This window comes from Pseudomonas sp. UMAB-08 (assembly GCF_900095225.1).
Classification (GTDB): Bacteria; Pseudomonadota; Gammaproteobacteria; order Pseudomonadales; family Pseudomonadaceae; genus Aquipseudomonas.
This window is the reverse complement of record NZ_LT607414.1, coordinates 41,224-65,217: the sequence shown is the minus strand read 5'-3', so window position 1 is coordinate 65,217 and position 23,994 is coordinate 41,224. Positions and strand designations below refer to the sequence as shown.

Below are 23,994 nucleotides of genomic sequence, written 5' to 3'. Positions count from 1 at the left end.
TTTATGAATCAGAGCGTAGATCAATAACCGGCGGACCGGAGGCTCTTTAATTGATCCAGATTACAATTCAGCGTACCCGGGGAGGGTAAGTCGTTTCGTAGCACAATATTCAATTGCGTCAAGTTTTGAACTTGATTTTTCGTCCCCATTAGATTGGTCGCCTGCAGAACACCGCCTGCGGCAATACGCTGCATTGAGTCGCCCTGGTTATTGCCGGCCTGAATGGCCAACTGCACTCCACCATTGCTGGACGAAACCGTCAGGCTCCCGGCGCGGTTAGCCTCCGTGATCGTTGCGCCGCTGGTCAACACCTGACCCTGGTTGGCGGTTAGAACGGGCGCCTGGCCGTTCTGCTGAACGTTGATATCAACGTTGTTGCTGGAAAGATTACCGTCGCCGGCAGTGCGTGTACTTTGCGTCACGCCTTGAAGAGCGGTGAGTCCGCCACCCCCGGTGATTGAGCCGGTACCGTCAGTAGGTGTTGAACCATCCCCCTTTTGATTGATGAGTGACACATAGAATTGCGGTTTTATTGTGTTTTGCTGCATGTGCAGTGTGGTTTGCGCGCCGAGCACATCGCCCGAGGCATTTTGCCAAGTGCTGGTCATGGTCATGCCGAAATAAACAATACGGTCCGGCATCACATAACGACCGCGTAACTGGGCCAATTCCTGATCCTTGAGTTCTATGGGGTTGAAGACCGACGTGGCATGCGTCGGCAGACTAGCAACCATGCAGGCAGCGGCCAGCCAGTGGTGGATTTTCATGTGCTGCTCCCATTGCCACTTTATTATTATTAGAAGAAATCACTTTGCAAAAAGCCAAACTCCATCAACTCTGCATCCTTGACCGGGTTAAAGGTATCCACGCGACCTCTGGCGGTTAATGGCAACGGCGGATCCAGCAGGGCGTTATGTTTGTCATACCCGGGACCGATGACCGCGAAAATAATGCCGTTCCAGCCTTTGGTGAAGTCTTCACGGGAATAGCGCTTGTGACCGAGCACGGGATCACCGATGTACACCCAATTCTTCTCAGTCTTTTGCAGCACGACGAAATGCTTGTAGCCGCGAATATCCATCAGCACCACGACCGGAATGGTCAGGCGGTCCAGGCTTTCCGAAGGAATTCGGTAGCCTCGGGCACGCATGCCGATGCTTTCGACGTAGCGTTTCATATCGAGCATGGAGAAACCCTGTGTACGCACAAGGTCCTGGTCCGCAGTGAGGAGCATGCCTTCGATAAGCTGGTTCTCAGTCACGTCGAGCCAGTAGGCCTGACGCAACACAGTGGCCAGCGCGGCAGCGCCACAGCTGAAATCAGTTTTTTGTTCCACCAGATCGCTGAAACGCCGTTCGCGCAAGCTCTGAACGTGCTTGTAGATCAGATTGGCACCCGGCAAACCGGGGACCGCCATTTGACCTGCTTGTGACAGGCCAGCAATCAACAACAGGCAGAAGAGGGCGATACTGCGCATGATCATTACGCCTTGGACGTTTGAGTCACTTCAGCAAAGTAAGACTTCCAATAACGCTTGGAAAAAGGGGTTCTCTTGCGAGAACCCCTGATTACCGTCGCACTTACATGCAGGCTTTGCAGCCTGCGGCGATGGACAGCGAGTTGCTTTGTTGGTTGCCAATGCCCGCAGAAACGTTAGCGCCGACGTTACCCGACACATTGTTCAGCGAGTTGCTCAGGGTCGCGCTGTTGGTCACAGGATTTGCCCAACCAGTAGGGGTCAACACCTGATAGGTCGCTACGCCGCTCAACTCCACAGTGCCACTTTCAGTGAAGGCCAATTTGTTTTTGTCATTGTTGTTGCGGCTGTCATTGTTGCCCCAACCGCCACCATGACTGTCGTTGTCGTAAACGTAGCCTTCCCCTTTACCTTTATAGCTGCCTGTCACATCGACGGTGGCTTTCAGGGTGGTTTTTTCGTAACTACGATCAGCATAGTTACTAACCGAGGTGCCGTTGGACGTTTGGTTAGCCGACGCCGAAGCTGTTGCCACCCGACCACCGGACACTGCAATCGCCAGATTGTTTTTCTGTTGGTTGTAGTCGCCAGACGTCACGTTGATACCAATGTTGCCGGAGCTGCCATTGGCCGAGTTCGAGAGGGTGGTGGTGCTGCGGGTGGAGTAGTTGGCAGCCGTGTTACCGCTGTTGGTCTGAGTGGCACTGGATGCAGAGATCGCGCTACCGAAAATGAAGTTTTCATCGGCCGTAGCGATGGCAGCAGCGTTGTCCTGTTGGTTAGCGTCGCCGCCCGCGACGTTAATCCCCAGGTTGCCATTGGCATTGGAACCCGAGCTATCGACCGTGGCGCTGTTTCGAGTGCCTTGGTTGAGGACCGTGTTGCCATAGCTGTTTTGTGAATCCATCACTGTTGCGGCAGAACCAGCATTGATCAGAAGCCCGAGCAGGGGGCTAGGATCATTGTTTTCATGGCCGTTGTGGTTGTTATTGTTACCACCGCGTCCATCGGCTTGTGCTGCCACAGCCATGATCGCTGCCAGTGCGAAGACCAGAGGCTTGATTGCCATTGTAGGTTTCATGGTGTTTCTCCATTCTTATTAGATTGCTAAGTGTTGGAACGTTGTGTTGCTGTACCGCTTTGGGTCAGTTGGAGACCCTTACGCTCAGGGTGTTGACCGATTGGTTTCCCACCCCAGCGCTCTGGTTCAACTGAACAACCCCTCGACTACCGGTGAAGGCCTGATCGCTGGTAGCGACCTGGCGGTTGCCGGGGGAGTGCTCGGTTGTGCCGGAGCCTTGCAACAGCGCCACGTTTTGCTGTGACAGGACGCTGTCGTCGATGCTTTGCGCCTGGGCACTGATGCCCAGGCGCACTGCGTTAATTTGTTGATTGTTGGCGCCGGAAGACTGGTTGACCCCCAGGATCCCGCTGCCATTGCTGAAGGCGCTGCCTTCGATGGCTGATCGCGCGTTTCGTAGCGGGTCGATCCGGGTATTGAGTTGTTGACGATATTGGCCAGTGGCCTGTGCTTCAGTAGTACCAATGGCGATGGCCCGGCCATTGATTTGTTGCTGTTGATCGCCAGCAGCCTGGTTGACGGAAAAGTTGCCTTGATAGTTCTGGCCAGCGCTGCCAATGACTGCCTGATCAACCACAGGGGTGTTTGAGTCGGCCAGGGCCGCGCAGGAGCAGAACATGGCTACCATGAGGAGTGAGCGGGTCATCTCAGCGGTCTCCCGTCATCATGCGCAACGGAGCAAGACCTTGCTGGACGGAACTGGTGACCTGACCGCCTATACCGCCAGTGGCACCGCCCGAATGACTGGCGCCCAGCCCTGTGGACACCCCTCGATCAACTGTATTCAAGCCGTGCAGGGTGCCGTTAGGCATAAGCAAGTGGTTGATCGTGGCGCCGCTGGTGACATTGGCGAAATCACCGTCTGACAACTCGCCGTTATCCAGTGCCCCGGTGACCCGGCTGGAAACATTAGTGTTAACCGTGGTGGGATTTGGGTCCGGGCGCATCAGTGAACGAGTGGCAACATGGGGCTGAACGGTGCGCTGCAAGACAATAACGCCGTCGCCTGCGTGTGCGGGGAGACTAAAGGACGCGCCGCTGACGCATCCGACGAATAGGAGGCCAAACATACCCTTTTCAAAACGCCCCATGACTGCTCTTCCTTAGTTGATGCGCTGGCCCTAATCAGCGATGCAAGAAGGAGAGCAGGAGCTGTGCCGCTTTTAATAGTGTTAAGCAAATCAATGGGTTGAGCGTGATAGCTCAAAGGCTTTCAGCATCGATGTAACGATGGTGAAACAGCTTCAATTGGATAGAAGAGCCTGCACATCAGGCTGTGGAGACAATCGATCTCGCTGCCGGCTGTATCACTGGCTTAACAGATTGATCGATAAAAAGCTGAACCTGTCTGGCTCGGGCTTTTAGCGTGAGTGATGTGTTTCATAAATGGACATCCGCTACCGCGAATCGACCTTGAAGCGGCTTATGGCACACTCAATAAAAGACCGATAGACGCAAATGCCTGTTCGCGCCGGCTGTCCTGCTTGCCACTGATTACGCAGTACGGTTGTTGATGGCGCTCCAACCATTGCTGGCTGGCTGCAAAAAACGCCTGGCGCTCACTCAGGGCCGGCTGGCAGCGTTGACCATCGCTGATCCAGTCGACCCCTTCAGGTGCCAACAACAGGTGCAAATCGTAATGGCGAGCTAAAAGCTGCTGTTCGAGCCAGCCAGGGCAATCGCCGAATAGAGTGTGGCTCCAGAGCATATTGCTCAGCAGGTGGGTGTCGAGAATAAGCAGTCCAGGCTGCCTCGCTCGAGCAGCGTCTTCCCAGGCCAGTTGACCCTCTGCAATGCTCTGGATATCGGCGTAGCAAGTATCGCGTGCCTGTTGTTCGATGAAGTAGCGAACATATTCACTCACCAGTTCACCGCCGAAGCGGGCTTGTATCCGGGCCGCGAGCCAGCTTTTGCCACTGGATTCAGGTCCCGCCAGCACCAGCACTTTCATCGGGCTGCCAGAGCCTGATGATTGCGCCATTCGCGCCAGCCCAGTAAGGCGATCAGCATAAATAACGCATACAGTGCCGCGGTGAGGTACAGGCCCTTATAAAGGAACAGGCCGACGAAAATCACATCCAGCACCATCCACAGAGGCCAACACTGGATGCGTTTTTGCGCCATCCATACTTGGGCCACCAAGCTGAAACCGGTCAGCGCGGCGTCCAGCCAGGGTTGTGCCGCGTCGGTAAAGTGAGCCATTGCAGCGCCTAACGCCACGCTGAGCAACGCGCCCAGCGCCAGACTGAACAACAGCGGGCCGGTGCCCAGATACGTGATGACGCGACCTTGCTGCACCTCGCTTCGCCGGGTCCATTGCCTCCAGCCGTAAAGCTGCAACACGGCATAGATCATTTGCAAAAGCATGTCCGAGTACAGCTTCACCTCAAAGAAAACCCAAGAATAAAGCAGCACCATGACCAGGCCGATGGGCCAGCACCAGGCATTCTGTTTCACCGTCAGCCATACGGCGATCACGCCTAGCACGGCCGCGAACAGTTCAAGCCCGGACATGACAACTCCTTAGGGGACACGAGGGGAAATCGGGGGGACGATTGTAAGCGGATAAGCGCGAGGCGAGGGGGATGGCTTTACAACAACGGGCGTGAGGCAGGGCACTTGTAGCAAGTGCCCTTATACATCCTGTGGGATCAGGTCTATACCCGAAACTGACCCAGCAATCGATTCAACTGATTGCTCAGGTCTCGCAGGTGCACACTGGCTTCACTGGAGCGTTCGGCCGCGTAGGTGGTGTTTTGTGACAGACCAGCCGCCTGGGTGACGTTCTGATTGATGTCCTCGACCACATGCGCCTGTTGCAGGGTCGCGCTGGCGATTGAGGCGTTCAGGCCATTGAGGTTGCGCAATGCCTGAGCAATCGAGTTCAGGCTTTCACCGGCCTGGCTGGCTTGCTCGATGGTTAGCTGCGAAGCGTGACTGCTGTCGCCGATGACTTTGACTGCCGCATCGGAATGGTGTTGCAGGCGTTCAATCATCGACTGAATTTCAGCCGTCGATTTTTGCGTGCGTTGTGCCAACAGGCGCACCTCATCGGCTACCACAGCAAAGCCACGGCCTTGTTCACCAGCGCGAGCCGCTTCGATGGCAGCGTTCAACGCCAGCAGGTTGGTCTGGTCGGCAATAGAACGAATCACCTCCAGGACACTGCCGATCTGCGTGCTTTCCGCCGCGAGGGTTTGAATAACGGTCACCGCCTGGGTGATGGTGCTAGACAATTGATCGATCTGGCGCAGGCTGCTTTCGATATTGACCTGCCCTTGTTTGGCCTGGGCTTCGGCGTCGCGCATTTCGCTGGCGGCCTGTTCGGCGTTTTTCGCGACATCCTGTACGCCGTAGGTCACTTCATTAATGGCCGTGGCCACCAACTCCATTTGTTGCGACTGTTGCTCACTGTGCGTTTGAGCCTGGCTTGCGTTGCTGCCCAGTTCAGTGGCTGCTTGGCCCAATGCCGCAGCAGCTTCCAGCAATTGGCGCACGACCGTATGCATTTTTGTCGTGAAGGCGTTGAAGTGGGTCGCGAGTTGCGAGACTTCGTCCTGACCGTGAGTATCCAGACTCCGTGTCAGGTCACTTTCACCGCTGGCGATGTTGGCCATGGCGTCGACGGCATCCTGTAATGGCCGGACAATGCTTCGGGAAATCATCACCACCAGCAGCGCCATGACCAGCGCGATGCTCAGGCCTGCAAAGGAAGCTTTCCACACCTGGCCGTAGAACTCGGCCTGCATATCATCGATGTACACGCCTGAACCGAGTATCCAGCCCCAAGGCTCGAACAATTTCACATAAGAGGTTTTCTCCACGGGTTCGCTGGAGCCAGGTTTCGGCCAGCGATAGCCGATGGGACCTGCGCCTTTGGTTTTGGCGACAGTAACCATCTCGTTAAACAGAGCAACGCCATCCGGGTCTTTGATCGCAGACAGGTCCTGGCCTTCAAGCTTCTGATTGACCGGGTGCATGATCATCACCGGTCGCAGGTCGTTGATCCAAAAATACTCGTTCTGGTTGTAGCGCAACCCGCGTACTGCAGCCTGGGCTTGTTGTTGGGCTTGTTCACGAGTGAGCTTGCCGGAGGTTTCCTGGCCGTGGAAGTACGAGAGGATGCCACCGGCGGCCTCCACAATCTGCTGGGTTTTTTCCGCCTTGGCGGCATACAGGTCAGTGTGGATCTGCTTGAGCATCAAACCCCCAAGCGTCAACAGCATCAGCACAGAGACCACTAGGATCAGCCACAACCGACGGCTGATCGACAAACTGCGCAAGCTATTCATGAAACTCCGCTCCTTTAAATATTGTTCTTTTTTCGTCTTACAATCGGATCAAAGTATGCGCCATGCGGGGCATGCTAGAGCGTTAATTCATCATGTCTGATAGGCTTTCGGCGTTTTTCGACTAAACATGAGTAGCACACGTGATTTTCACGTTATGGCAATCATCATGTCGGTCCCACGCACGTCGCATGTCTTGCCTGCAATCGTATTGAAAACACTAAAGGGGCATGCCAAGAGCATTGCTTCATGGGGGAATGATGGATCTTTGGACTGCCGCACAGGCATTGATTCTTGGGGTTGTAGAAGGGTTGACCGAGTTTTTGCCGGTTTCCAGCACCGGTCACCAGATTATTGTCGCGGACTTGATCAATTTTGGCGGTGAGAGGGCGATGGCCTTCAACATCATTATCCAGCTAGGGGCGATTCTGGCGGTGGTCTGGGAGTTTCGACGCAAGATTATCGATGTGGTCATCGGGCTGCCTAAACAGGCTGAAGCGCAACGCTTCACGGTTAACCTGATTATTGGTGTCCTCCCGGCCATTGTGCTTGGGGTGTTGTTTGCCGATTTGATTCACAAATACCTGTTCAACCCGATCACTGTCGCGACAGCCTTGGTGGTGGGCGGGGTGATCATGTTGTGGGCCGAGCGCCGCCAACATGTAGTGCGCGCGGAAACCGTCGATGAAATGACCTGGGTCGATGCCCTGAAAGTGGGTTGTGCTCAGTGTCTGGCGATGATTCCCGGCACCTCGCGTTCTGGCGCAACCATCATCGGCGGACTGCTGTTCGGCCTGTCACGCAAGGCGGCTACCGAGTTCTCGTTCTTCCTCGCCATGCCAACCATGGTCGGTGCGGCGGTCTATTCGGCCTATAAATATCGCACTCTGTTCCAGCACGATGATTTGCCGGTGATTGCCATCGGTTTTGTGACCTCGTTCATTTTCGCCATGATCGCGGTTCGCGCGCTGCTCAAGTTCATCTCCACCCATACCTATGCGGTGTTTGCCTGGTACCGGATCGCTTTCGGCCTGGTGATTCTGGCGACCTGGCAGTTTGGCTGGATCGACTGGTCCTCTGCGGCCGCGTAAGGATCAAACCGATGGAGCAACGCACGCAGTCTCAAGGAAAGTCTGGACAGGGCAAGCCAGGCGCCGATGCACGCCGGCCAAAACAGTCGGTGCAGCATGTTCGGCTCAAGCTCCTCATCCTCTTGGGGTTGTGCGCGTTGCCAGGCTTCGGCGCGCTGTCGATGGCAATCAGGGGCGTTTCAGCGATCCCGGCCAGCGCTTACGCAGTGATGAGTTTGCTGGCGTTCTTTCTCTATTGGCACGATAAAAACAGGGCCCGCAATGACGGCTGGCGCATGCCGGAGAAAGTCCTGCATGGCGTCGAGTTGCTGGGCGGCTGGCCGGGTGCCTTGCTGGCACAGCAACGCTTTCGGCACAAAACCCGCAAACTCTCTTATCAAACGGTGTTCTGGATGATCGTTCTGCTGCATCAGGTGTTCTGGATCGACCTCTTGTTTCTGCAAGGCAATTTCCTGGCCCGCCATTTCTCATGACACCTTCAAACCTACCTGTCGGATTTTGGGCAATTTGCTCACCACCAACTGATGCGAGCGTGTCAGCAGATCGCGCAACTCGTTGTCGCTCATGGGGTAGGGCGGTGCCACGCTGATCCAGTACGCGCGCGCCAGATAGGGCGCGGGGCGGATACCCGGTCGGTCGACATAACCCAGAAACAGCTCGGCACCGATTTTGAACGACAGCCCGGCGCCTGCCAGATCAAGCACAGCGAACATCTTGTTTGTTGCCACTGAAAACACTCGGGTGCCCCCCCATTTGTAATCCTCGCGGGCACCAGGCAGTTGCAGACAAAACTGCGCCACTTGCTCAGGATTCATCCTCGCTTTCCTCCCTATCATTGGCGTTCACTCATGACCGTGCAGGTCATGAGTGAACGCGTTGCTGATGTGATCAATCCATGCCCTCACCGCCGGAAGCATACCGCGCCGCTGGGTATAAGCCGCTTGCAGGTGTCCGCCCGGCAGTGACCAATCAGGCAGCAACTGAATCAGACGCCCGTCAGCCAATTCTTCACGGCAGTTCATCATCGGCAACATGGTCAGACCCAGTCCACTCAAGGCGGCGCTTTTGCGGATAGGGAAATCATCGATGGCCAGGCGCGCCTCAATCGCGACTTCACATCGCTCGCCGCTGCTATGGACCAGATCGTAGTGGACCATCCGATCAGCCTCGATAGCGCCCAGTACCGGCAGGCTCGCCAAGTCCCGAGGTGTACTGATGACGCGACCGGTCAGCAAAGTGGGTGACGCTACCAGTGCGGCAAGAGCCGGTGCCAGTTGGCGTACGATCAGGCTGGGGTCTTCATCGCCGATGTCACGCACCCGTAACGCGACATCGATGCCCTCATTCACCAGATCGACACGTCGATTGACCAGCAACATTTCCAGCTGGACCTGTGGGTGACTTGCCAGAAACGAGCTGATCACGCTGGCCAGATTCCAATGGATCAAGCCGGCCGGGCAGGACACCCGTAGCCGCCCGCGAGGTTCGGCCGACAGTGATGCGACGGCTTCATCGGCCATTTCCGCTTCCAGCAACATGGCTTGGCAATGTTGCAGGTAACGCTCGCCAACCGCTGTCAGCGACAGTTTGCGTGTTGTGCGTTGCAGCAGGCTTGCGTTGAGGCGGGTTTCCAGCTCGGCGATACGTCGAGACAGGCGGGATTTGGGGATGCCGAGCAAACGTCCCGCAGCCGCGAAGCCTCCGGCCTCGACGACTTTTGCGAAGTAATAAAGATCGTTAAGGTCTTGCATGCAGATGCCTCGACTGTTCTATATATAGGACAAACTATCGCATTTACGCTGACTAATCATGAATTGGTTTGCCCTGTAGGATTATCCGTACTTGATCGCCCGGCGGCGATCCCTTCTTGGAGAGCCCTATGAAACTTCTGCATCTCGATTCCAGCATCCTTGGTGACCACTCTGCTTCTCGCCAACTCAGCCAAAGCGTCGTTCAGGCCTGGCAGGCAGTCGAAACTGACGGCCAAGTGACTTATCACGATCTGGCAAATGATGCGCTGGGCCATTTTTCCGCTGCCAGCCTTGCCGCTGCCGGCACGCCAAGTGAGGCTCGCAATGCTGCGCAGCAGGCCGACGTCGACCTGAACGAAGCGACTCTGCAGGAGTTCCTGGCCGCTGACGTGGTTGTGATCGGCGCGCCGATGTACAACTTCACCATTCCAAGCCAACTCAAGGCCTGGATCGACCGGGTGACTGTCGCCGGCCGTACCTTCCGCTACAGCGAAACCGGGCCCGAAGGCCTCTGCGGCGGCAAAAAAGTCATCATTGTCTCCACTGCCGGTGGCCTGCACGTTGGCCAGCCGACCAGCGTGGGTCACGAGGACCTGCTCAAGGTACTGTTTGGCTTCATCGGTGTGACTGACCTGCAATTCGTCTTCGCCCATGGCCTGGCGTACGGTGATGAACCACGTGCCAATGCAATGGCTTCAGCCCGCAAGCACATCAGCGAAGCGTTGTTCGCCACCGCTTGATCGTTGCCCTGAATAGGGCAACACCGCACACCAGAAACTCTGCCGCCCTGCGTAATGACGTAAGGGTTGCAGGGTTTTTTGCGTTTGGCGCCATTCAAGAGCGCCATTGCGACAAACCTTCATCTTTGACGATTTACTTACGGGTAAGCGGACTGCAATCACAGTAAGATTGCATTTGTTAGCTATCGAACAGGCAGCGGGGTCATTTTGGATCTCGTTTTCATGTTTTTTTAGTATGTGGCTCGGCTTATGCACTATTTGTCGAGCAGCTACTCTTATAGCTATCGGCGCCGGGAGCGCGGATCAGTGTAGAGCGCTGCAACCCGCAGCGGACTTCACCGTTCGCTTACTCGGATCTACAAAGGTGGGGCCTTGCGATGGTGCGTCTTTGTGCGGTGATGTTGGTATGTCTGCTTGGGAGCCTGATTTCGGTGCAAGTCGAAGCAGGTACTCACTGGAGCGCGGGATTTCATCGCCTGACGTTTCTTGATCCGCTGGATTTGCAGCCGATGAGCGCGATTGCGTTCTATCCATCGACTGACTCAAAAAAAATCAGCAAAGTCGATGGCTATCAAATTGCTGCCGGTGAAGACGCGACGATCGCCATGGGGCGTTTTCCCCTGCTGATGCTATCCCACGGCAACACCGGTACGCCGCTGGCGCTGCATGACCTGGCAACCTCTCTGGCCCGTAAGGGGTTTGTCGTGGTCGCGGTGATTCACCCCGGTGACAACTATAAGGACCACAGCCGTCTCGGCAGTCTTAGCAATTTGTACGGACGGCCCCTGCAAATATCCGAAGCCATCAGTGCTGCGCTCATGGACCCGATGCTTTCTGCTTATGTTGATGGGCAGCACGTTGGCGTCATTGGTTACTCGGCCGGTGGTGAGACCGCGTTGATCCTGGCCGGTGCTCAACCTGATCTGCAACGCCTGCGTAAATATTGTGCTGAACGTCCAATGGACCGCGATGCTTGCACGAGGCAGGGCGAGCTGATTGCCGATCGGGACGATTTACGTGCAGAAGCGGACCCGCGTGTAGGGGCGTTGATGCTAATGGCGCCATTGAGCTTGATGTTCGGTCGCCATACCTTGGCTGACGTTCATGTACCCGTGCTGCTCTACAGCGGTGATGGGGACCAATTGCTCGCTCTGGACAAGAATGCCGAAGCCCTGGCGCGCAAACTGCCTAAGGCACCGAATTTCAAACTGTTGCCCGGGGCAGGGCATTTCGTGTTCCTCGCACCGTGTACGGATGAGCAGCAAGTAAGTACTCCGGGCCTGTGTACCGATGCCGAAGGTGTCGACCGAGTCGATATCCACCGTAACCTGAGTGCCGACGCCGTGCGTTTTTTCAGTGACACACTGAGCCAGCCGAGTCGCGCAGGGTTACAGACAGCGCATCAGGAATAACGCGTGAGCGGCGAGGGTGGTAGCGCTCGCCGCTACTCCCCGCTACTCATAGAAACACCACTTCGAAAGGTCGCAGCAGGCGCTCCAGCACCGGGGTAGCCAACTCCGGTAGCAGGCCAGTCTCGGGATCACCTTGCAATTGGCTGGCGAATGCGTGTGCGGCATGCCGTTTACGCGCCACCGTCGCCGGGTCCAGCAAAATCTTGCGCGCGCGCTGCCAAGGGATCAGGTCGTCCTCCGGTTGCGCCCAGTGCCAGGCCCAGATCGGTACTTCGTGGCACTGGGCACCCGCGGATTCAACCGCTTTAGCGGTCGCGCGGCCCACCGCATCATGGTCGCACTGGCCGTCGTGATCCCATGGGGTGAAGACCACGTCGGTTGTGCGCAGATAACGCTGGATGAAATCGGTGAGTGCGTCCTCCTGTTTAGCGACAGCATTGTCGGTAAAGCCGCCACGAATCCATTGCAAACTGTGCAGCGGCAGGTCCAGGCGGCGCAGGGCTTCGGCGCTTTCTTGCGGGCGGATCACACTTAAACGCGCCACTGGCCAACTGCTTGATCCAGGGTGACTGGCACTGCCGTCGGTCACTGAAATCAACTGAAGTGGCCGTCCCAACTGCGCCAGTTGTTGCATCAGGCCGCCGAAGCCCAACACTTCGTCTATGGGATGAGGCGCAATGATCACGGCGCGAGAACCGGGCGGCACCAGCATATTGGTGCTGATGACGGGCAGTTCGGCCAGGCGTTTAGAATGCTTCCAGGCATGGCGAGAGGCACCACTGCCCACGATCAGATGTTCGCTCACAGATCTCACGTCCTTGTCGGCGGATGGCCAACGCCTTGACTGCATGCCAGCTACCCGGGGCGGCCAGTAGAGGCCGCTCGGGTACAGCATTCGTCGATGATTGTCAGCGCGTCTGTACGTCCTTGCCCAGCGCCCGGTTTAGGGTTGCTCTTCGCGGTGCAGTTCGAACAGCAGCAGGGAGCGCCCCGTGATTGTGTATTCCGTCCCGAATTGCAACTCCCCATGGCTGTGACTGTCGGGCTGATTGGTGTCTATCAGGCACGTCCAGAAGATGCCTTCGGGCACTTTGGGTAACGTGAAATTGACGCCGTCGTGATGCGCATTGACCACTAACAGCAGCGTGGCGTCCTGGCCGGGGCGGCGAATGCCGGAGACCTGTGCGCGGCCATCCATCAACATGCCAAGGCAGCGACCGTTACCGTCTTCCCACTGCTCAATGGACATCTCAGAGCCGTCTGGAGACAGCCAAGTGACATCCTTTACGCCGATTTCTTCATTGTAATTGCCGACCAGAAAACGACCACGGCGCAGGATCGGATAGGCTTGGCGCAGCTTGATCAGGCGTCGTACGAATCTTAGTAGCGACTTGCCGTCATCATCCAGTTCCCAGTTGACCCAACCGATTTCGCTGTCCTGACAATAGGCGTTGTTATTGCCGTGCTGGGTGCGGGCGAATTCATCCCCGGCAACCACCATCGGCGTGCCTTGGGCGAACAGGAGTGTAGAGAAGAAATTGCGCATCTGCCGCAAGCGTAGTTCGTTTATTTCCGCATTATCGGTGGGGCCTTCTACGCCATGGTTCCAGGACAGGTTGTTGTTGCTGCCGTCCTGATTGTCCTCGTCGTTGTCTTCATTGTGTTTTTCGTTGTAAGACACCAGATCGTGCAGGGTAAAGCCGTCGTGGGCGGTGATGAAGTTGACGGACACATAAGGCCGACGCCCGCGCTGATTGAACATCTCGCCCGAGGCAGTCATGCGGCCAGCGAAGTCGGCCAGCTGGCCGTCGTCGCCTTTCCAGAACGCACGTACGGTGTCACGGAACTTGTCGTTCCATTCCACCCAGCCAGGCGGGAAACCACCGACCTGATAACCACCGGGACCACAGTCCCACGGTTCGGCGATCATCTTCACTTGGCGCAGCACGGGGTCTTGGCGGCAGGCGACCAGGAAGCTGTGGCGTTCATCAAACCCGTCGTGATAGCGGCCCAGAATCGTCGCCAGGTCAAAACGGAAGCCATCGACGTGCATTTCTGTCGCCCAATAACGCAGCGAGTCGGTCACCATCTGCAACACGCAGGGGTGACTGAGGTCGAGGGTGTTACCGGTGCCGGAATCATTGATATAGAAGCGTTTGTCGTCGGGCATCAAACGGTAGTAGGAGGCGTTGTCGATGCCGCGCATCGACAGGGTCGGGCCAAGCTCGTTGCCTTCGGCGGTGTGGTTGTAGACCACGTCGAGGATCACTTCCAGGCCGGCATGGTGCATGTGAGCGACCATTTCCTTGAACTCGGCGATCTTGCCGTGGGCCAGGTAACGCGGGTCAGGGGCAAAGAAGGCGATGCTGTTATAGCCCCAATAGTTGGTCATGCCTTTCTGTAGCAGATGCTGGTCATTGACGAACGCGTGAATCGGCAGCAATTCCACCGACGAGACGCCGAGCTTGCGAATGTGCTCGATGACTTCATCGACCATCAGCCCGGAGAAGGTGCCGCGCAATTCCTCAGGCACCGCAGGGTGGCGCATGGTGAAGCCACGCACGTGGGTTTCGTAAATGATGGTTCGGTCCCACGGCACACTGACCCTTTGGTCACGACCCCAGGTATAGGCAGGGTCGATTACCTTGCTTTTCGGCACGAAAGGGGCGCTGTCACGTTCGTCGAAGCTCAGGTCGCCATCCGGGTGACCGATGGTGTAACCGAACAGCGATTCAGACCATTTCAGTTTGCCAACCAGTTGTTTGGCATAGGGGTCGATCAGTAGTTTGTTGTGATTGAAGCGGTGACCGTTCTGCGGGTCGTATGGGCCGTACACACGGTAGCCGTAGATCAGCCCAGGGTGGGCGTCGGGCAGATAACCGTGAAAAATTTCGTCGGTGTACTCGGGAAGCTCGATGCGTTCCAGTTCGACTTCGCCAGCGGCATCGAACAGGCACAGCTCAACCTTGGTGGCGTTGGCCGAGAACAGCGCAAAGTTCACGCCCAGGCCATCCCAGTTGGCGCCGAGCGGGAAGGGCAGCCCTTCACGGATTCGCGACACAACGGCTTCGGGCTTTACGTCACTTTTATGGGCTTTTTGATCATGGGCGGGTTGAACGTTCTCTTTCGGGGTCTTGGAGTGCGGTGTGCTCATATTCATTCCTGACGACGGATGATTTCTTGAAAGCGGCCAAGGCCGCCACCGCAGCTTAGGGCGCTCCGATGTATGTAGGTCACCTGTTAGAACTACCGCAGTTAATGGCCGGGTTTAAAGCGACTGCTGCGGTAGTACACGTTGCGGCACCCAGGAATATCAGGTCCCAGCGGGCTTGCCCGGCGACTTTGGTTTCTTCGCGGGCGCGGTTTTCGGTGTCGGGGGTGAGGCAGGCTTGGCCGCTGATTTAGAGGCGGCTTTGGACGCAGCAGGCTTGGCATCGCCCGGCCCGTCAACTTTCGGCAGCTTGGGCTTGACCGTTTTGCTCACGTCTTTTTTGTTTGGCGACAACGCCTCGGCCTCGGCCAGCTTGCGGGCCATTTCCCAATGCCGTTCTTCCTGACCGTGAGGTTTACCCTCGGACTCCCAGATTTGATAGGCAAAATCGCGGATTCGTTTTTCGTCGGCACTCATCTCGACACTCCTAGGTATTACGCAGTTTGAATAAACAGGTTTACAGAAAAATCCTTGAGCGCTGCGCTGAGCATCAGCGCGTTGTTAGTTGTGACTACTGTCTCTGAAAAAAGTCCCTTCCAGCAATGATCTGAATCCTTGAACGGCAACATAACCTGTGTATCTCCCCAACTACTCGCATTGATCAATGGAGTTTGGGCAGTGCCTAATAGTTCACTGCTCAATCTGGGGACCACAACGATGGCATGGCGTCCGTCGATCACTCGAGCAAACGCCAGGACTTGATCGGCACACAGACCGACCACGCGCAAAGGAATATAGCTCCCCCGGCTGAACAGCGCTGAGTGTTGGGCGCGCATATTCAGCACCTTGGCGATCAAGGCTTGTTTGATTCGCCCATCCTGCCAGTTTGCCAACAGTGCATCGGCGCTCATGGAGTGTTCGAGAGCGTGTACCCGCGCGGCGTAATCCACGGGGCGACGGTTGTCCGGGTCGACCAGGCTGAAGTCCCAGAACTCAGTGCCCTGATACAGATCAGGTACGCCGGGAACCGTCATGCGCAGCAGCGTTTGCGCCAGGCTGTTAAGCGCGCCAGCGGTTGCGATACGGTTGGCAGTGGCGCCGACAGACTGGCGCAAGGCCAGACCCTCCGGCGCCAACAGCAAGCGATTGAGAAAACTCCGGCAAGCGCTTTCATAAGGCTCGTTCGGCGTGCTCCAACTGCTCTGCAATTTGGCTTCGCGCAGGGCTTTTTCCTGCCACATCACCAACCGTTCGGCGTAGTCTTCGAACGCGTGCCCGCCTTCCATATTCAGCGGCCAACTGCCGAGCAGCGTCTGATAAAGCATCAACTCGTCACCGGCGCTGATGCTGATACCTTCATCCTTGAGGGGTATCGCCAATTGTCGCCAATGCTCAACCTGTTCGGTGTACCAGTTCGCGCATTCGCTCAACACCGCCAGGCGTGTGCGGCTGTCTTCGCCGCGCTTGTGGTCATGGGTGGCGGTGGCCAGAAGATTGTCCGGGAACGTCTCGGCGCGGCGGGTACAGGCGTCATGAAAACGGGATGCCGGAGCACTGAAGTGCTGCGGATGAAAACCTACATCATTACGTGAGAGCAGCACTGCCGAGCGATAGAAGGCGGTGTCTTCCACTGATTTGGCTGCCACGGGCGACGTCAGTTGCTGGAAGCGCACGCAGGCATGGCGATGAATCTTGCGTAAACGGCCCAGTGGCAATGCACGCCATGATTGGCCTCCGAGCCAGCATTGCAGGTAATCAAGTACTGGCCAGTCGGCTTCGCTGAGGTTGAGTCGGGCACCTTCAAGCGCTTGCCGGAAGAAACGATCGTCTTCGGCCGAACGTCCGCATGCGCTGATATAGGTGCGGTAAACGGGGAAGTTGACCACCAATGCCAATAACGCTCGGCGAATTGCGCCATAGGTCAAATCACGGCTCATCAGGTCGCTACGGGCCACTTGCAGCATGGCCTGAGCAACGTTTTCAAAATCCCCTGCCAGGCTGCCCTGTAACACCAGGTTGCGCGCTTCCAGTACTTCCAGGTTGAAGTCTGCGGTGCGTTCGCTGAGACGACTCCACAACTCGCCGAGAGGGGCTTCGCCTTTGGCGTCGTGCTGCAATAACGACACCTGATTCATGAATTCGTAACCGGTGGTGCCGTCAACGGTCCAATCCTCGGGCAGTTGTTCATCCGGACCGAGAATCTTCTCGACGAAGATGGGCAGGTGACTCAACGGCGCAGCCGGCGGACGCTGAGCCAGCAAACCGTCTACCCGGCGTCGCAACTTGCGACAGTAGCCGCGCGGATCGGCCAGCCCGTCGATGTGATCAATGCGCAGTCCATCTACCAGACCCTCGCTGATCAGTTCGAAAATCTTGCCGTGGGTTGCTTCGAACACGGTAGGGCGCTCGACACGCAGTCCGCCAAGTTCGTTGATATCGAAAAAGCGCCGCCAATTGATGTCGTCTCCCGCCGTGCGCCAACTGGCCAGCCGGTAGTGCTGGCGTTCCAGCAGCTCATGAAGGCGCTCAAAGCCGTCTTGCGTGCGCGAATCGAACTGCTTCAGCCCGTGCTCGATGGCCTGTTGGATACCCTTCTGTTGGGCCAACGTCGCCAGTTCTGCGCGCGCTTGTCGGGCGCGTTCATACGCTTGCGGGTAGTGATCGAGTACTACAAAGCGCTGGGCCAGTTCGCTCAGTCTCGGGTCATTGGCCGCTTTGAGTAGCGGCGCATAGGTCGCCGGGTTGACGGGAAAGTAATGCTGATAATGTTCGACGTAAAATGCACCGTGCTCGGCATCGAAGCGCAGCGGTATTTCGCCTGCCTTAAGTACGGTGCCGTAATCGCTGCTGAGAAAGGGCAGGAGTAATTGACCTTCCAGCAATGGGTCCGGAGAGTGCCACTGGATGTCGAAAAAGTCGGCATATGGGCTGCGACGCCCCCATTCCAGAAGGTCGAGCCACCAGGGGTTGTCCGCACCACCGACCGCCATGTGATTGGACACGATATCGAGAATCAGACCCATGCCCTGCGCACGCAGGGCACTGACCAGGCGCCGCAACGCCGGTTCACCGCCCAGTTCCGGGTTGATGACGCGCGGATCGACCACGTCGTAGCCGTGCATCGAACCGGCGCGCGCTTTGAGCAGCGGCGAAGCATAGAGATGACTGATGCCCAGGCTGGCGAAGTAGGGCACCAGCGGCACGGCGTCATCCAGGGTGAAACCCTTGTGAAACTGCAGGCGCTGTGTGGCTCTCAGTGGTTTGAGTGGAGCGTTCATCGGTCCCGCTCCGCCGCTTCCTGGCGTGCTTGCGCCAGCAATGCCAGGCGTCGGGTGGCATCGTCGCCCTCAAGCAACGTGGCACAGTCACCGGGTAGACGTCGACGCCAGTTTGGATGGCTATCAATGGTGCCTGGCAGATTGAACTGCTCCTCGACGCCCAGCAGATCCTCCATGGGCAGCAGTACAAGCGGGGCACGGGTGTGGCCAAGGTAGCGAACGCTGGCATCAATGATTTGATCGCTTTCGCTGACGTCATTACGGAAATTGGCTGAATCCTGACTCAAGGCCTGCCGCAGGCCTCGGCGTTCGCGTTGCCGGCTTTCGCGCCAATCGCGCTCGGTCTGTTCATCAATATGACCGAGCGTGCTGTTCCAATCGATATCACGCTCGCTCCACCAGCCCGCAAGGGTGGGCAAATCGTGGGTGCTGGTAATCGCAAGTGCCTGATCGGACCACTGCAGAATGGGTTTGAAGTGGGCGTTGTCTTGTTCAAACAACAGTACGCGCATGCCAAGAATTGCCCGCGCCGACAATTTATCGTGCAAGCCGTCCGGAACGGTGCCGAGGTCTTCGCCCAGTACGATGACCTTGTGCCGCCAGGATTCCAGGGCCAGCAATCGCAGCAGATCGTCGAATGGGTAGTTGAGGTACGCCCCTTCGCTGGGTGGCGAACCCACAGGTACCACCCAGAGCCGTTGCAGGCCCAGGACATGGTCGATGCGCAAGCCTCCGGCGTGGGCCAGGTTAGCCTGGAGCATCTCGATAAAGGCGCGGAAGCCGTTGCGCTTCAAGCCATCCGGCGAGAACGCTGAAATGCCCCAACTTTGCCCGGAGCGATTGAGAATGTCGGGCGGAGCGCCAACGCTCAGCGCCGAAAGCAGCTCATCCTGTCGGCTCCATGCTTGACTGCCAGCACCGTCGGCACCTACCGCCAGGTCGGCGATCAGGCCGACGCGCATTCCGCTGCTGCGGGCCGCCACCTGTGCACGCTCCAGACTGCGCGCGATCAGCCATTGGGCAAATGCATGGAAGCTGATTTGCTCCCCATGACGTACGGCGAACTCCGTAATGGCGCCGCTCTGGGGGTTCTTGAATTCGTCCGGCCATTCGCGCCAATCCTGACTCATGCCAAGCGTGGGGCATTCGGCCTGCAAGGCTTCGAAGCGACAATGGTTCTCCAGTGCTTCGCCACCGCAATGGCGGAAGTGGATGAAGTCGTCATACAGCGGGTGCGCTTCGCTGCAAAAGTTTTTATACAGCGCGTGCAGTAACGTCCATTTGGCGTGGGCTGCCCCTGGCCAATCAATCAGTGGCAATGCCTCGAGACGCTCAAGCTCTGCGCCCAGTCCGGTCTCGCCGATGGCCATGCGCACTGCTTGCTCGCCAAGAATGGTCTCGGGCGAGGCGTATAACGCATTGAGGAACAACCGGCTGGAAGGTGAGTAGGGGCTATAGCGCTGGGTGTCGCAGGCAAACATGGCGTGAACCGGGCTGATAGCCAATGCATCGGCACCGCGCTCACCGGCCGCTCGGGCCAAGGCTTCCAGTGCCTGGATGTCGCCAAAACCACCATCGCCCCGACGCCGTAGCCCATACAGCTGTACGGTCAGTCCCCAGGCGCGAGGGACGTCTGTGTCGGTCGCCATGGCCATGCTGTAGCAGGTTGCAGGCGCGACGGCCAAGGTTACGTGTTGACCGGCAATGCGCAGTTGCTGATACCCCACAGGCGCCACGGCGGGCAGATGGGCTGTATCCGTCAGCGTTGCAGCGACGGTGGTGCCGTCCTCGAGGTTTAACACGAACGGCGTTTCTGGCGCGAACCACGTCGACAAATCCAGCAGGCTGCCATGGTCCAGCGTCAGCAGCGGTGGGACCGCGCTTGGCGTACTGGACTTGTGCAGACGTTGCAGGCTGATGCAAATATCATCGGCACTTTCGGCGGGGTAGCCCAGGCCGTCGAGTACCTTGCGTAGCGCCTCAGGGCTGACGGTTTGCAGCCGCCCGTTGGCATCGATCCAATTCACAGACAGCCCGGCCCGGGCAGCTAAAATATGCAGTTGCTCATTACTCATCCTGTTCCTCCAGAACATCAGTCGTTATCAGGCTGACAATGGCCGTGTAGGGGTTGAGGGTTCCCCGCCGGAAAAGTTCGGCCGCCCCAGGCAGAGATTCATACAAAAGGGTGTCCAGATGGGCCGCGGCCAGCTTGACCGGGCGCTCGCCGAGGTTGAGGTCGATGCGCAAGACACTGCCGTCACCCATACGCCAGCGAGCCGTAACGGCTCCGTCGTCCAGCACGTCAGTCTCCAGTGCCTGCGTACCTGACAGGCGTGGAATGATTTCGCGATGGCGAATGTTCAACAGCTGCTGGTATAGCGCTAGCCAGCGTTGATGATCAATGCCTTTGTCGGTGTTCAGGTGCGTTGTCTCGTAGGCGGGGCGCGATGCCTCGAACGTGCTGTGGGCATTTGGGTCGGGGATGCGCTCACGCTGCTCTTCATCGGCAAACGCCGGGAAGTCGGCAAACTCGGCGCGACGACCCTCACGCACGGCATCGGCCAACTCATCATGGTGGCTGGTAAAAAACAGAAAGGGTTCGCTCGCGGCCCATTCATCGCCCATGAACATCAACGGAATCATGGGTGAGAGCAGGAGCAACACCGTGGCCGCTCGCAATGCAGGACCGTCGCTCAGTTGTGGCAGGCGCTCGCCGAAGGCACGGTTGCCCACTTGATCGTGATTCTGCAGGAACAGCACGAAGGCGCTAGGGGGTAAATGCCCACTGGATTGTCCTCGGCTATTGCCGTGGCGATTACTCTCGCCCTGGTAAACGAAGCCCTGGCTCAAGCAGCGGGCCAGTTTTTGGGTAGGCTTATGGGCGAAGTCGGCGTAGTAGGCATCGCGTTCGCCCGTCAGCAGAACGTGTAAAGCGTTATGACCGTCATCGTTCCACTGCGCATCAAAGCCTTGTTCCAGCAAGCTGGCGTCGTTGAATTCATTTTCCAGGGTCAGCCAGACCTGCCGGGGCGGGGCGATTTGCTCGCGGACTCGTCGGGCGAAGTCCCGGAGAAAGGTGGGGTCATTGATGGCGTGTACCGCGTCCAGACGCAGACCATCGAAGCGATAGTCGAGTAACCACATCAAGGCGTTATCAATGAAAAAGTCGCGCACTTCCTCGCGGCGGAAGTCGATGGCCGGGCCCCAGGGGGTTTTCACATCATCGCGGAAAAAGCCTTTGGCATACTGGCCCAGGTAGTTGCCATCCGGCCCGAAGTGGTTGTAGACCACGTCGAGTATCACCATCAGGCCATGACCGTGCGCGGCATCGATCAAGTGTTTGAGCTGGTCGGGTGTGCCATAGGTCGATTGCGGTGCATAAGGCAACACACCGTCGTAGCCCCAGTTACGCCCGCCAGGAAACTGCGCCAGGGGCATCAATTCAATCGCGGTAACACCCAGTGCGGCCAGCCGGGGCAAATGTTTTTCAACCTCTTCGTAGCCGCCCAGCACCCCCACGTGCAGTTCATAAATGACAGCTTCCTGCCACGGCCGTCCCAGCCAGTCAGTGTGCAACCAGCGATAGGCCAACGGATCGACGACAACACTGGCTGAATGCACATCGGACACCTGCGCACGGGACGCGGGATCAGGGACTTTCATTTCTCCATCAATGTTGTAGCGATAGCGACTGCCAGCAGAACAGCGGGTCTCCAGCACAAACCAGCCATTGTCCTGCGGCAGCATGGTCAGCGACTGCCCGTTTTCGAGCTCGACACTGACGTAATAGGCATCCGGTGCCCAGAGGGCAAACCGGGTGTGTTCAGGGTCCAGCAATACGGCACCGTGGCGCCAGTTTTTATCCGTGCGCAGAGGCATCCGTTAACGCCTTTTAATAATGAACAGAAACACCTGCATTCTTTTTCAGCAAGTCCTGGTACAGCTCGGCGTATGGCTCCACGGCTTTGTGCCAATTGAACGGGGCGGCCATGGCGCGGCAGCGCATGGCGTTGAGTAGCTCGGGATTGGCGAAGACCTTGATCGCCCGCGTCAGCGCTTCGGCGTAGCTTTCCACGGTCGACTCTTCGAACAGAAAACCGGTCACGCCATCTTCAATGGTGTCGGCCAACCCCCCTGTTTTACGGGCCACCGGCAAGGAACCGAAGCGCTGGGCGTACATCTGGCTCAAGCCACAAGGCTCATAACGCGAAGGCATCAGCAGGAAATCGCTGCCGGCAAACATGCGTCGGGCATCCGTTTCGTTGAACCCGATGCGCACGCCGATCTGGCCAGGGAAACGCAGGGCCAGTTCGCGCATGGCGTCCTCTTCCTCCGGTTCGCCGCGACCAATGATCGCAATTTGCCCCCCCTGATTGACGATATGCTCGGCAACACCGATGGTCAGGTCCAGGCCTTTCTGGAAGACCAGGCGCGATACCACGGCGAACAAAGGGCCCGTGGAAGGTTCAAGCTCGAACAGCTCGCGCACATGGTCGGCATTGATTTCCTTGCGCTGCCATTCGTTCGGGGCAAACCGGCAAATCAAGTGTTCATCGGTTTCCGAATCCCAGCTGGCGTCGATGCCATTGGGAATCCCGCTGAGCAGCCCTTGGCTGGCCTTGCTTTGCAGGAAACCTTCCAGGCCACAGCCAAAGGCCGGCGTGGTGATTTCCTTGGCATAGGTCGCACTCACGGTGGTGATGTGGCTGGCATACGCCATACCTGCCTTGATGAATGAGAGCTTGCCATAGAACTCCATGCCGTCGGCGCCCAGCGCCTGGTCAGGAATACCCAGTTCGCGGCTGGAGCCGGTGCTGACCGTGCCTTGATACGCCAGGTTGTGGATGGTGAAGATGCTCGGTGTGGTCTGACCCCGCCAGCGCATATACGCCGGGGCCAATCCGGCTGGCCAATCGTGGGCGTGTACCAGTTCCGGGCACCACTGGGTTTTTACCGCGCCGGCGGCGAAGTCGGCGGCGGCCAGGCCGAGGCGGGCGAAGCGGATATGATTGTCAGGCCAGTCCCGGCCGTTGTTATCACCGTAAGGCGTGCCTTCCCGTTCGTACAGCTCCGGGCAGATCAGCACGTAAATGACCAGACCGTCTTTCATGTCCATCCGCCCGATCTTGCACGGTGGCAGGGCTGCATGACCGCCCAGCTCGCTGATGACATGGATCGGGTTACCGCTATTGAGTACTTGCGGGTAGCCGGGAATCAGCACGCGTACATCGTGCAGGTGGCGCATGGCTCGCGGCAGTGCGGCAGACACATCGCCCAAACCTCCGGTTTTCACCAGATCAGCCAACTCTGAGGTCACGAACAGAATTTTTCTTCTGTTGGTCAGGGTAATACTTGGCTGTGAAGTCGGCAGTTGCAGCAGTGGAACGCTAGTCGAAGCGAAGACCGGCAGATGGGTCAGCTCGCTGGCCGGCTGGTTAAAACTCTCTCCCTTCTGGGTTTTGGCAGCGGCGCTAATCATCTTTTTCTCCCATTCAATTCAGTGTTGGTACAGCACTTGAGTTGTTATGGGCCATGTCCTATGGCCGGGCACACAAGCACTACGCAAGATCGGTACCTATTTACCGGTTGCGTGGTAGTAGGACGGGTGGTGGGGCCCAAACTCGGGTTACGCCAATAGCTTAGGCTCTCTTTAATGATGACCCCATGGCATAGGGCAAAGTTTCGACTTTTTTTTTACGCAGGTGTCTGGCTTGCGGATCGGCG

21 protein-coding genes and 1 pseudogene are annotated in these 23,994 nt (G+C 57.6%); 4 read left to right on the top strand and 18 right to left on the bottom strand.

Going from position 1 to position 23,994, the window contains the following annotated elements; translation table 11 throughout:
• Positions 1–20: 20 nt before the first annotated feature.
• The 9 genes and pseudogenes from K0F75_RS00265 to K0F75_RS26110 all read right to left on the bottom strand — a co-directional run.
• Positions 21–767 (bottom strand): hypothetical protein, encoded by a 747-nt coding sequence (locus tag K0F75_RS00265; protein WP_219059765.1) that lies wholly within the window; start codon positions 765–767, stop codon positions 21–23.
• Between the two features lie 29 nt (positions 768–796).
• Positions 797–1,477: a C39 family peptidase gene (locus K0F75_RS00260; protein ID WP_219059764.1), complete on the bottom strand. Its 681-nt coding sequence runs from the start codon at positions 1,475–1,477 to the stop codon at positions 797–799.
• 103 nt (positions 1,478–1,580) lie between these two features.
• A complete protein-coding gene (locus K0F75_RS00255) occupies positions 1,581–2,558 on the bottom strand; it encodes a heme utilization protein (protein WP_219059763.1) in 978 nt (325 codons plus the stop codon).
• 64 nt (positions 2,559–2,622) lie between these two features.
• Positions 2,623–3,204 carry an adhesin gene (locus K0F75_RS00250; RefSeq protein ID WP_219059762.1) on the bottom strand — a complete coding sequence of 194 codons (582 nt, stop codon included), beginning with the start codon at positions 3,202–3,204 and terminating at the stop codon, positions 2,623–2,625.
• 1 nt (position 3,205) lies between these two features.
• Entirely contained in the window at positions 3,206–3,649 is a 444-nt protein-coding gene (locus tag K0F75_RS00245; protein ID WP_257604212.1) for a hypothetical protein, read from the bottom strand.
• Positions 3,650–3,981: 332 nt separating this feature from the next.
• A complete protein-coding gene (locus tag K0F75_RS00240) occupies positions 3,982–4,509 on the bottom strand; it encodes an AAA family ATPase (RefSeq protein WP_219060321.1) in 528 nt (175 codons plus the stop codon).
• Positions 4,506–5,072 carry a nicotinamide riboside transporter PnuC gene (gene pnuC, locus K0F75_RS00235; protein WP_219059761.1) on the bottom strand — a complete coding sequence of 189 codons (567 nt, stop codon included), beginning with the start codon at positions 5,070–5,072 and terminating at the stop codon, positions 4,506–4,508. Before pnuC ends, K0F75_RS00240 begins: the two co-directional genes overlap by 4 nt.
• Before the next feature lie 143 nt (positions 5,073–5,215).
• Entirely contained in the window at positions 5,216–5,950 is a 735-nt protein-coding gene (locus K0F75_RS26115; protein WP_374028588.1) for a methyl-accepting chemotaxis protein, read from the bottom strand.
• Positions 5,951–6,076: 126 nt separating this feature from the next.
• A pseudogene (locus K0F75_RS26110) lies at positions 6,077–6,760 on the bottom strand (cache domain-containing protein); the annotation flags it as partial.
• Positions 6,761–7,107: 347 nt separating this feature from the next.
• Here K0F75_RS26110 and K0F75_RS00225 point away from each other — a divergent pair.
• Together K0F75_RS00225 and K0F75_RS00220 are read left to right on the top strand one after the other, a co-directional pair.
• Entirely contained in the window at positions 7,108–7,938 is an 831-nt protein-coding gene (locus tag K0F75_RS00225) for an undecaprenyl-diphosphate phosphatase (RefSeq protein ID WP_219059759.1), read from the top strand.
• 11 nt (positions 7,939–7,949) lie between these two features.
• The gene (locus K0F75_RS00220; protein WP_219059758.1) at positions 7,950–8,411 is read left to right on the top strand and encodes a DUF1294 domain-containing protein; all 462 of its coding nucleotides are present in this window, start codon (positions 7,950–7,952) and stop codon (positions 8,409–8,411) included.
• Here K0F75_RS00220 and K0F75_RS00215 read toward each other — a convergent pair.
• Positions 8,406–8,753 (bottom strand): MmcQ/YjbR family DNA-binding protein, encoded by a 348-nt coding sequence (locus K0F75_RS00215; RefSeq protein ID WP_257604211.1) that lies wholly within the window; start codon positions 8,751–8,753, stop codon positions 8,406–8,408. The genes K0F75_RS00220 and K0F75_RS00215 overlap by 6 nt on opposite strands.
• Positions 8,754–8,780: 27 nt before the next feature.
• Positions 8,781–9,689: a LysR substrate-binding domain-containing protein gene (locus tag K0F75_RS00210; RefSeq protein ID WP_219059756.1), complete on the bottom strand. Its 909-nt coding sequence runs from the start codon at positions 9,687–9,689 to the stop codon at positions 8,781–8,783.
• Positions 9,690–9,817: 128 nt separating this feature from the next.
• Here K0F75_RS00210 and K0F75_RS00205 point away from each other — a divergent pair, with 128 nt between their 5' ends.
• Together K0F75_RS00205 and K0F75_RS00200 are read left to right on the top strand one after the other, a co-directional pair.
• Complete coding sequence (locus K0F75_RS00205; RefSeq protein ID WP_219059755.1) at positions 9,818–10,429, top strand: FMN-dependent NADH-azoreductase; 612 nt, start codon at positions 9,818–9,820, stop codon at positions 10,427–10,429.
• Between the two features lie 377 nt (positions 10,430–10,806).
• The gene (locus K0F75_RS00200; protein WP_219059754.1) at positions 10,807–11,841 is read left to right on the top strand and encodes a dienelactone hydrolase; all 1,035 of its coding nucleotides are present in this window, start codon (positions 10,807–10,809) and stop codon (positions 11,839–11,841) included.
• 46 nt (positions 11,842–11,887) lie between these two features.
• On the opposite strand, the gene K0F75_RS00195 is transcribed toward K0F75_RS00200, so the two are convergent.
• The 7 genes from K0F75_RS00195 to glgA form a co-directional block, all read right to left on the bottom strand.
• Entirely contained in the window at positions 11,888–12,646 is a 759-nt protein-coding gene (locus K0F75_RS00195; RefSeq protein WP_219059753.1) for a PIG-L deacetylase family protein, read from the bottom strand.
• 138 nt (positions 12,647–12,784) lie between these two features.
• Positions 12,785–14,995, bottom strand: a complete 2,211-nt coding sequence (glgX, locus tag K0F75_RS00190; protein WP_257604210.1) for a glycogen debranching protein GlgX — start codon at positions 14,993–14,995, stop codon at positions 12,785–12,787.
• Positions 14,996–15,154: 159 nt separating this feature from the next.
• Positions 15,155–15,469, bottom strand: coding sequence for a DUF2934 domain-containing protein (locus K0F75_RS00185; protein ID WP_219059752.1), 315 nt, complete (start codon positions 15,467–15,469; stop codon positions 15,155–15,157).
• Between the two features lie 17 nt (positions 15,470–15,486).
• Entirely contained in the window at positions 15,487–18,270 is a 2,784-nt protein-coding gene (locus K0F75_RS00180) for a malto-oligosyltrehalose synthase (RefSeq protein ID WP_219059751.1), read from the bottom strand.
• Positions 18,267–20,345, bottom strand: coding sequence for a 4-alpha-glucanotransferase (malQ, locus tag K0F75_RS00175; RefSeq protein WP_219059750.1), 2,079 nt, complete (start codon positions 20,343–20,345; stop codon positions 18,267–18,269). The genes K0F75_RS00180 and malQ overlap by 4 nt, the downstream gene beginning before the upstream one ends.
• Positions 20,338–22,149, bottom strand: a complete 1,812-nt coding sequence (treZ, locus tag K0F75_RS00170) for a malto-oligosyltrehalose trehalohydrolase (protein WP_219059749.1) — start codon at positions 22,147–22,149, stop codon at positions 20,338–20,340. The genes malQ and treZ overlap by 8 nt, the downstream gene beginning before the upstream one ends.
• Before the next feature lie 13 nt (positions 22,150–22,162).
• The gene (glgA, locus tag K0F75_RS00165; protein WP_219059748.1) at positions 22,163–23,749 is read right to left on the bottom strand and encodes a glycogen synthase GlgA; all 1,587 of its coding nucleotides are present in this window, start codon (positions 23,747–23,749) and stop codon (positions 22,163–22,165) included.
• Positions 23,750–23,994 lie beyond the last annotated feature (245 nt).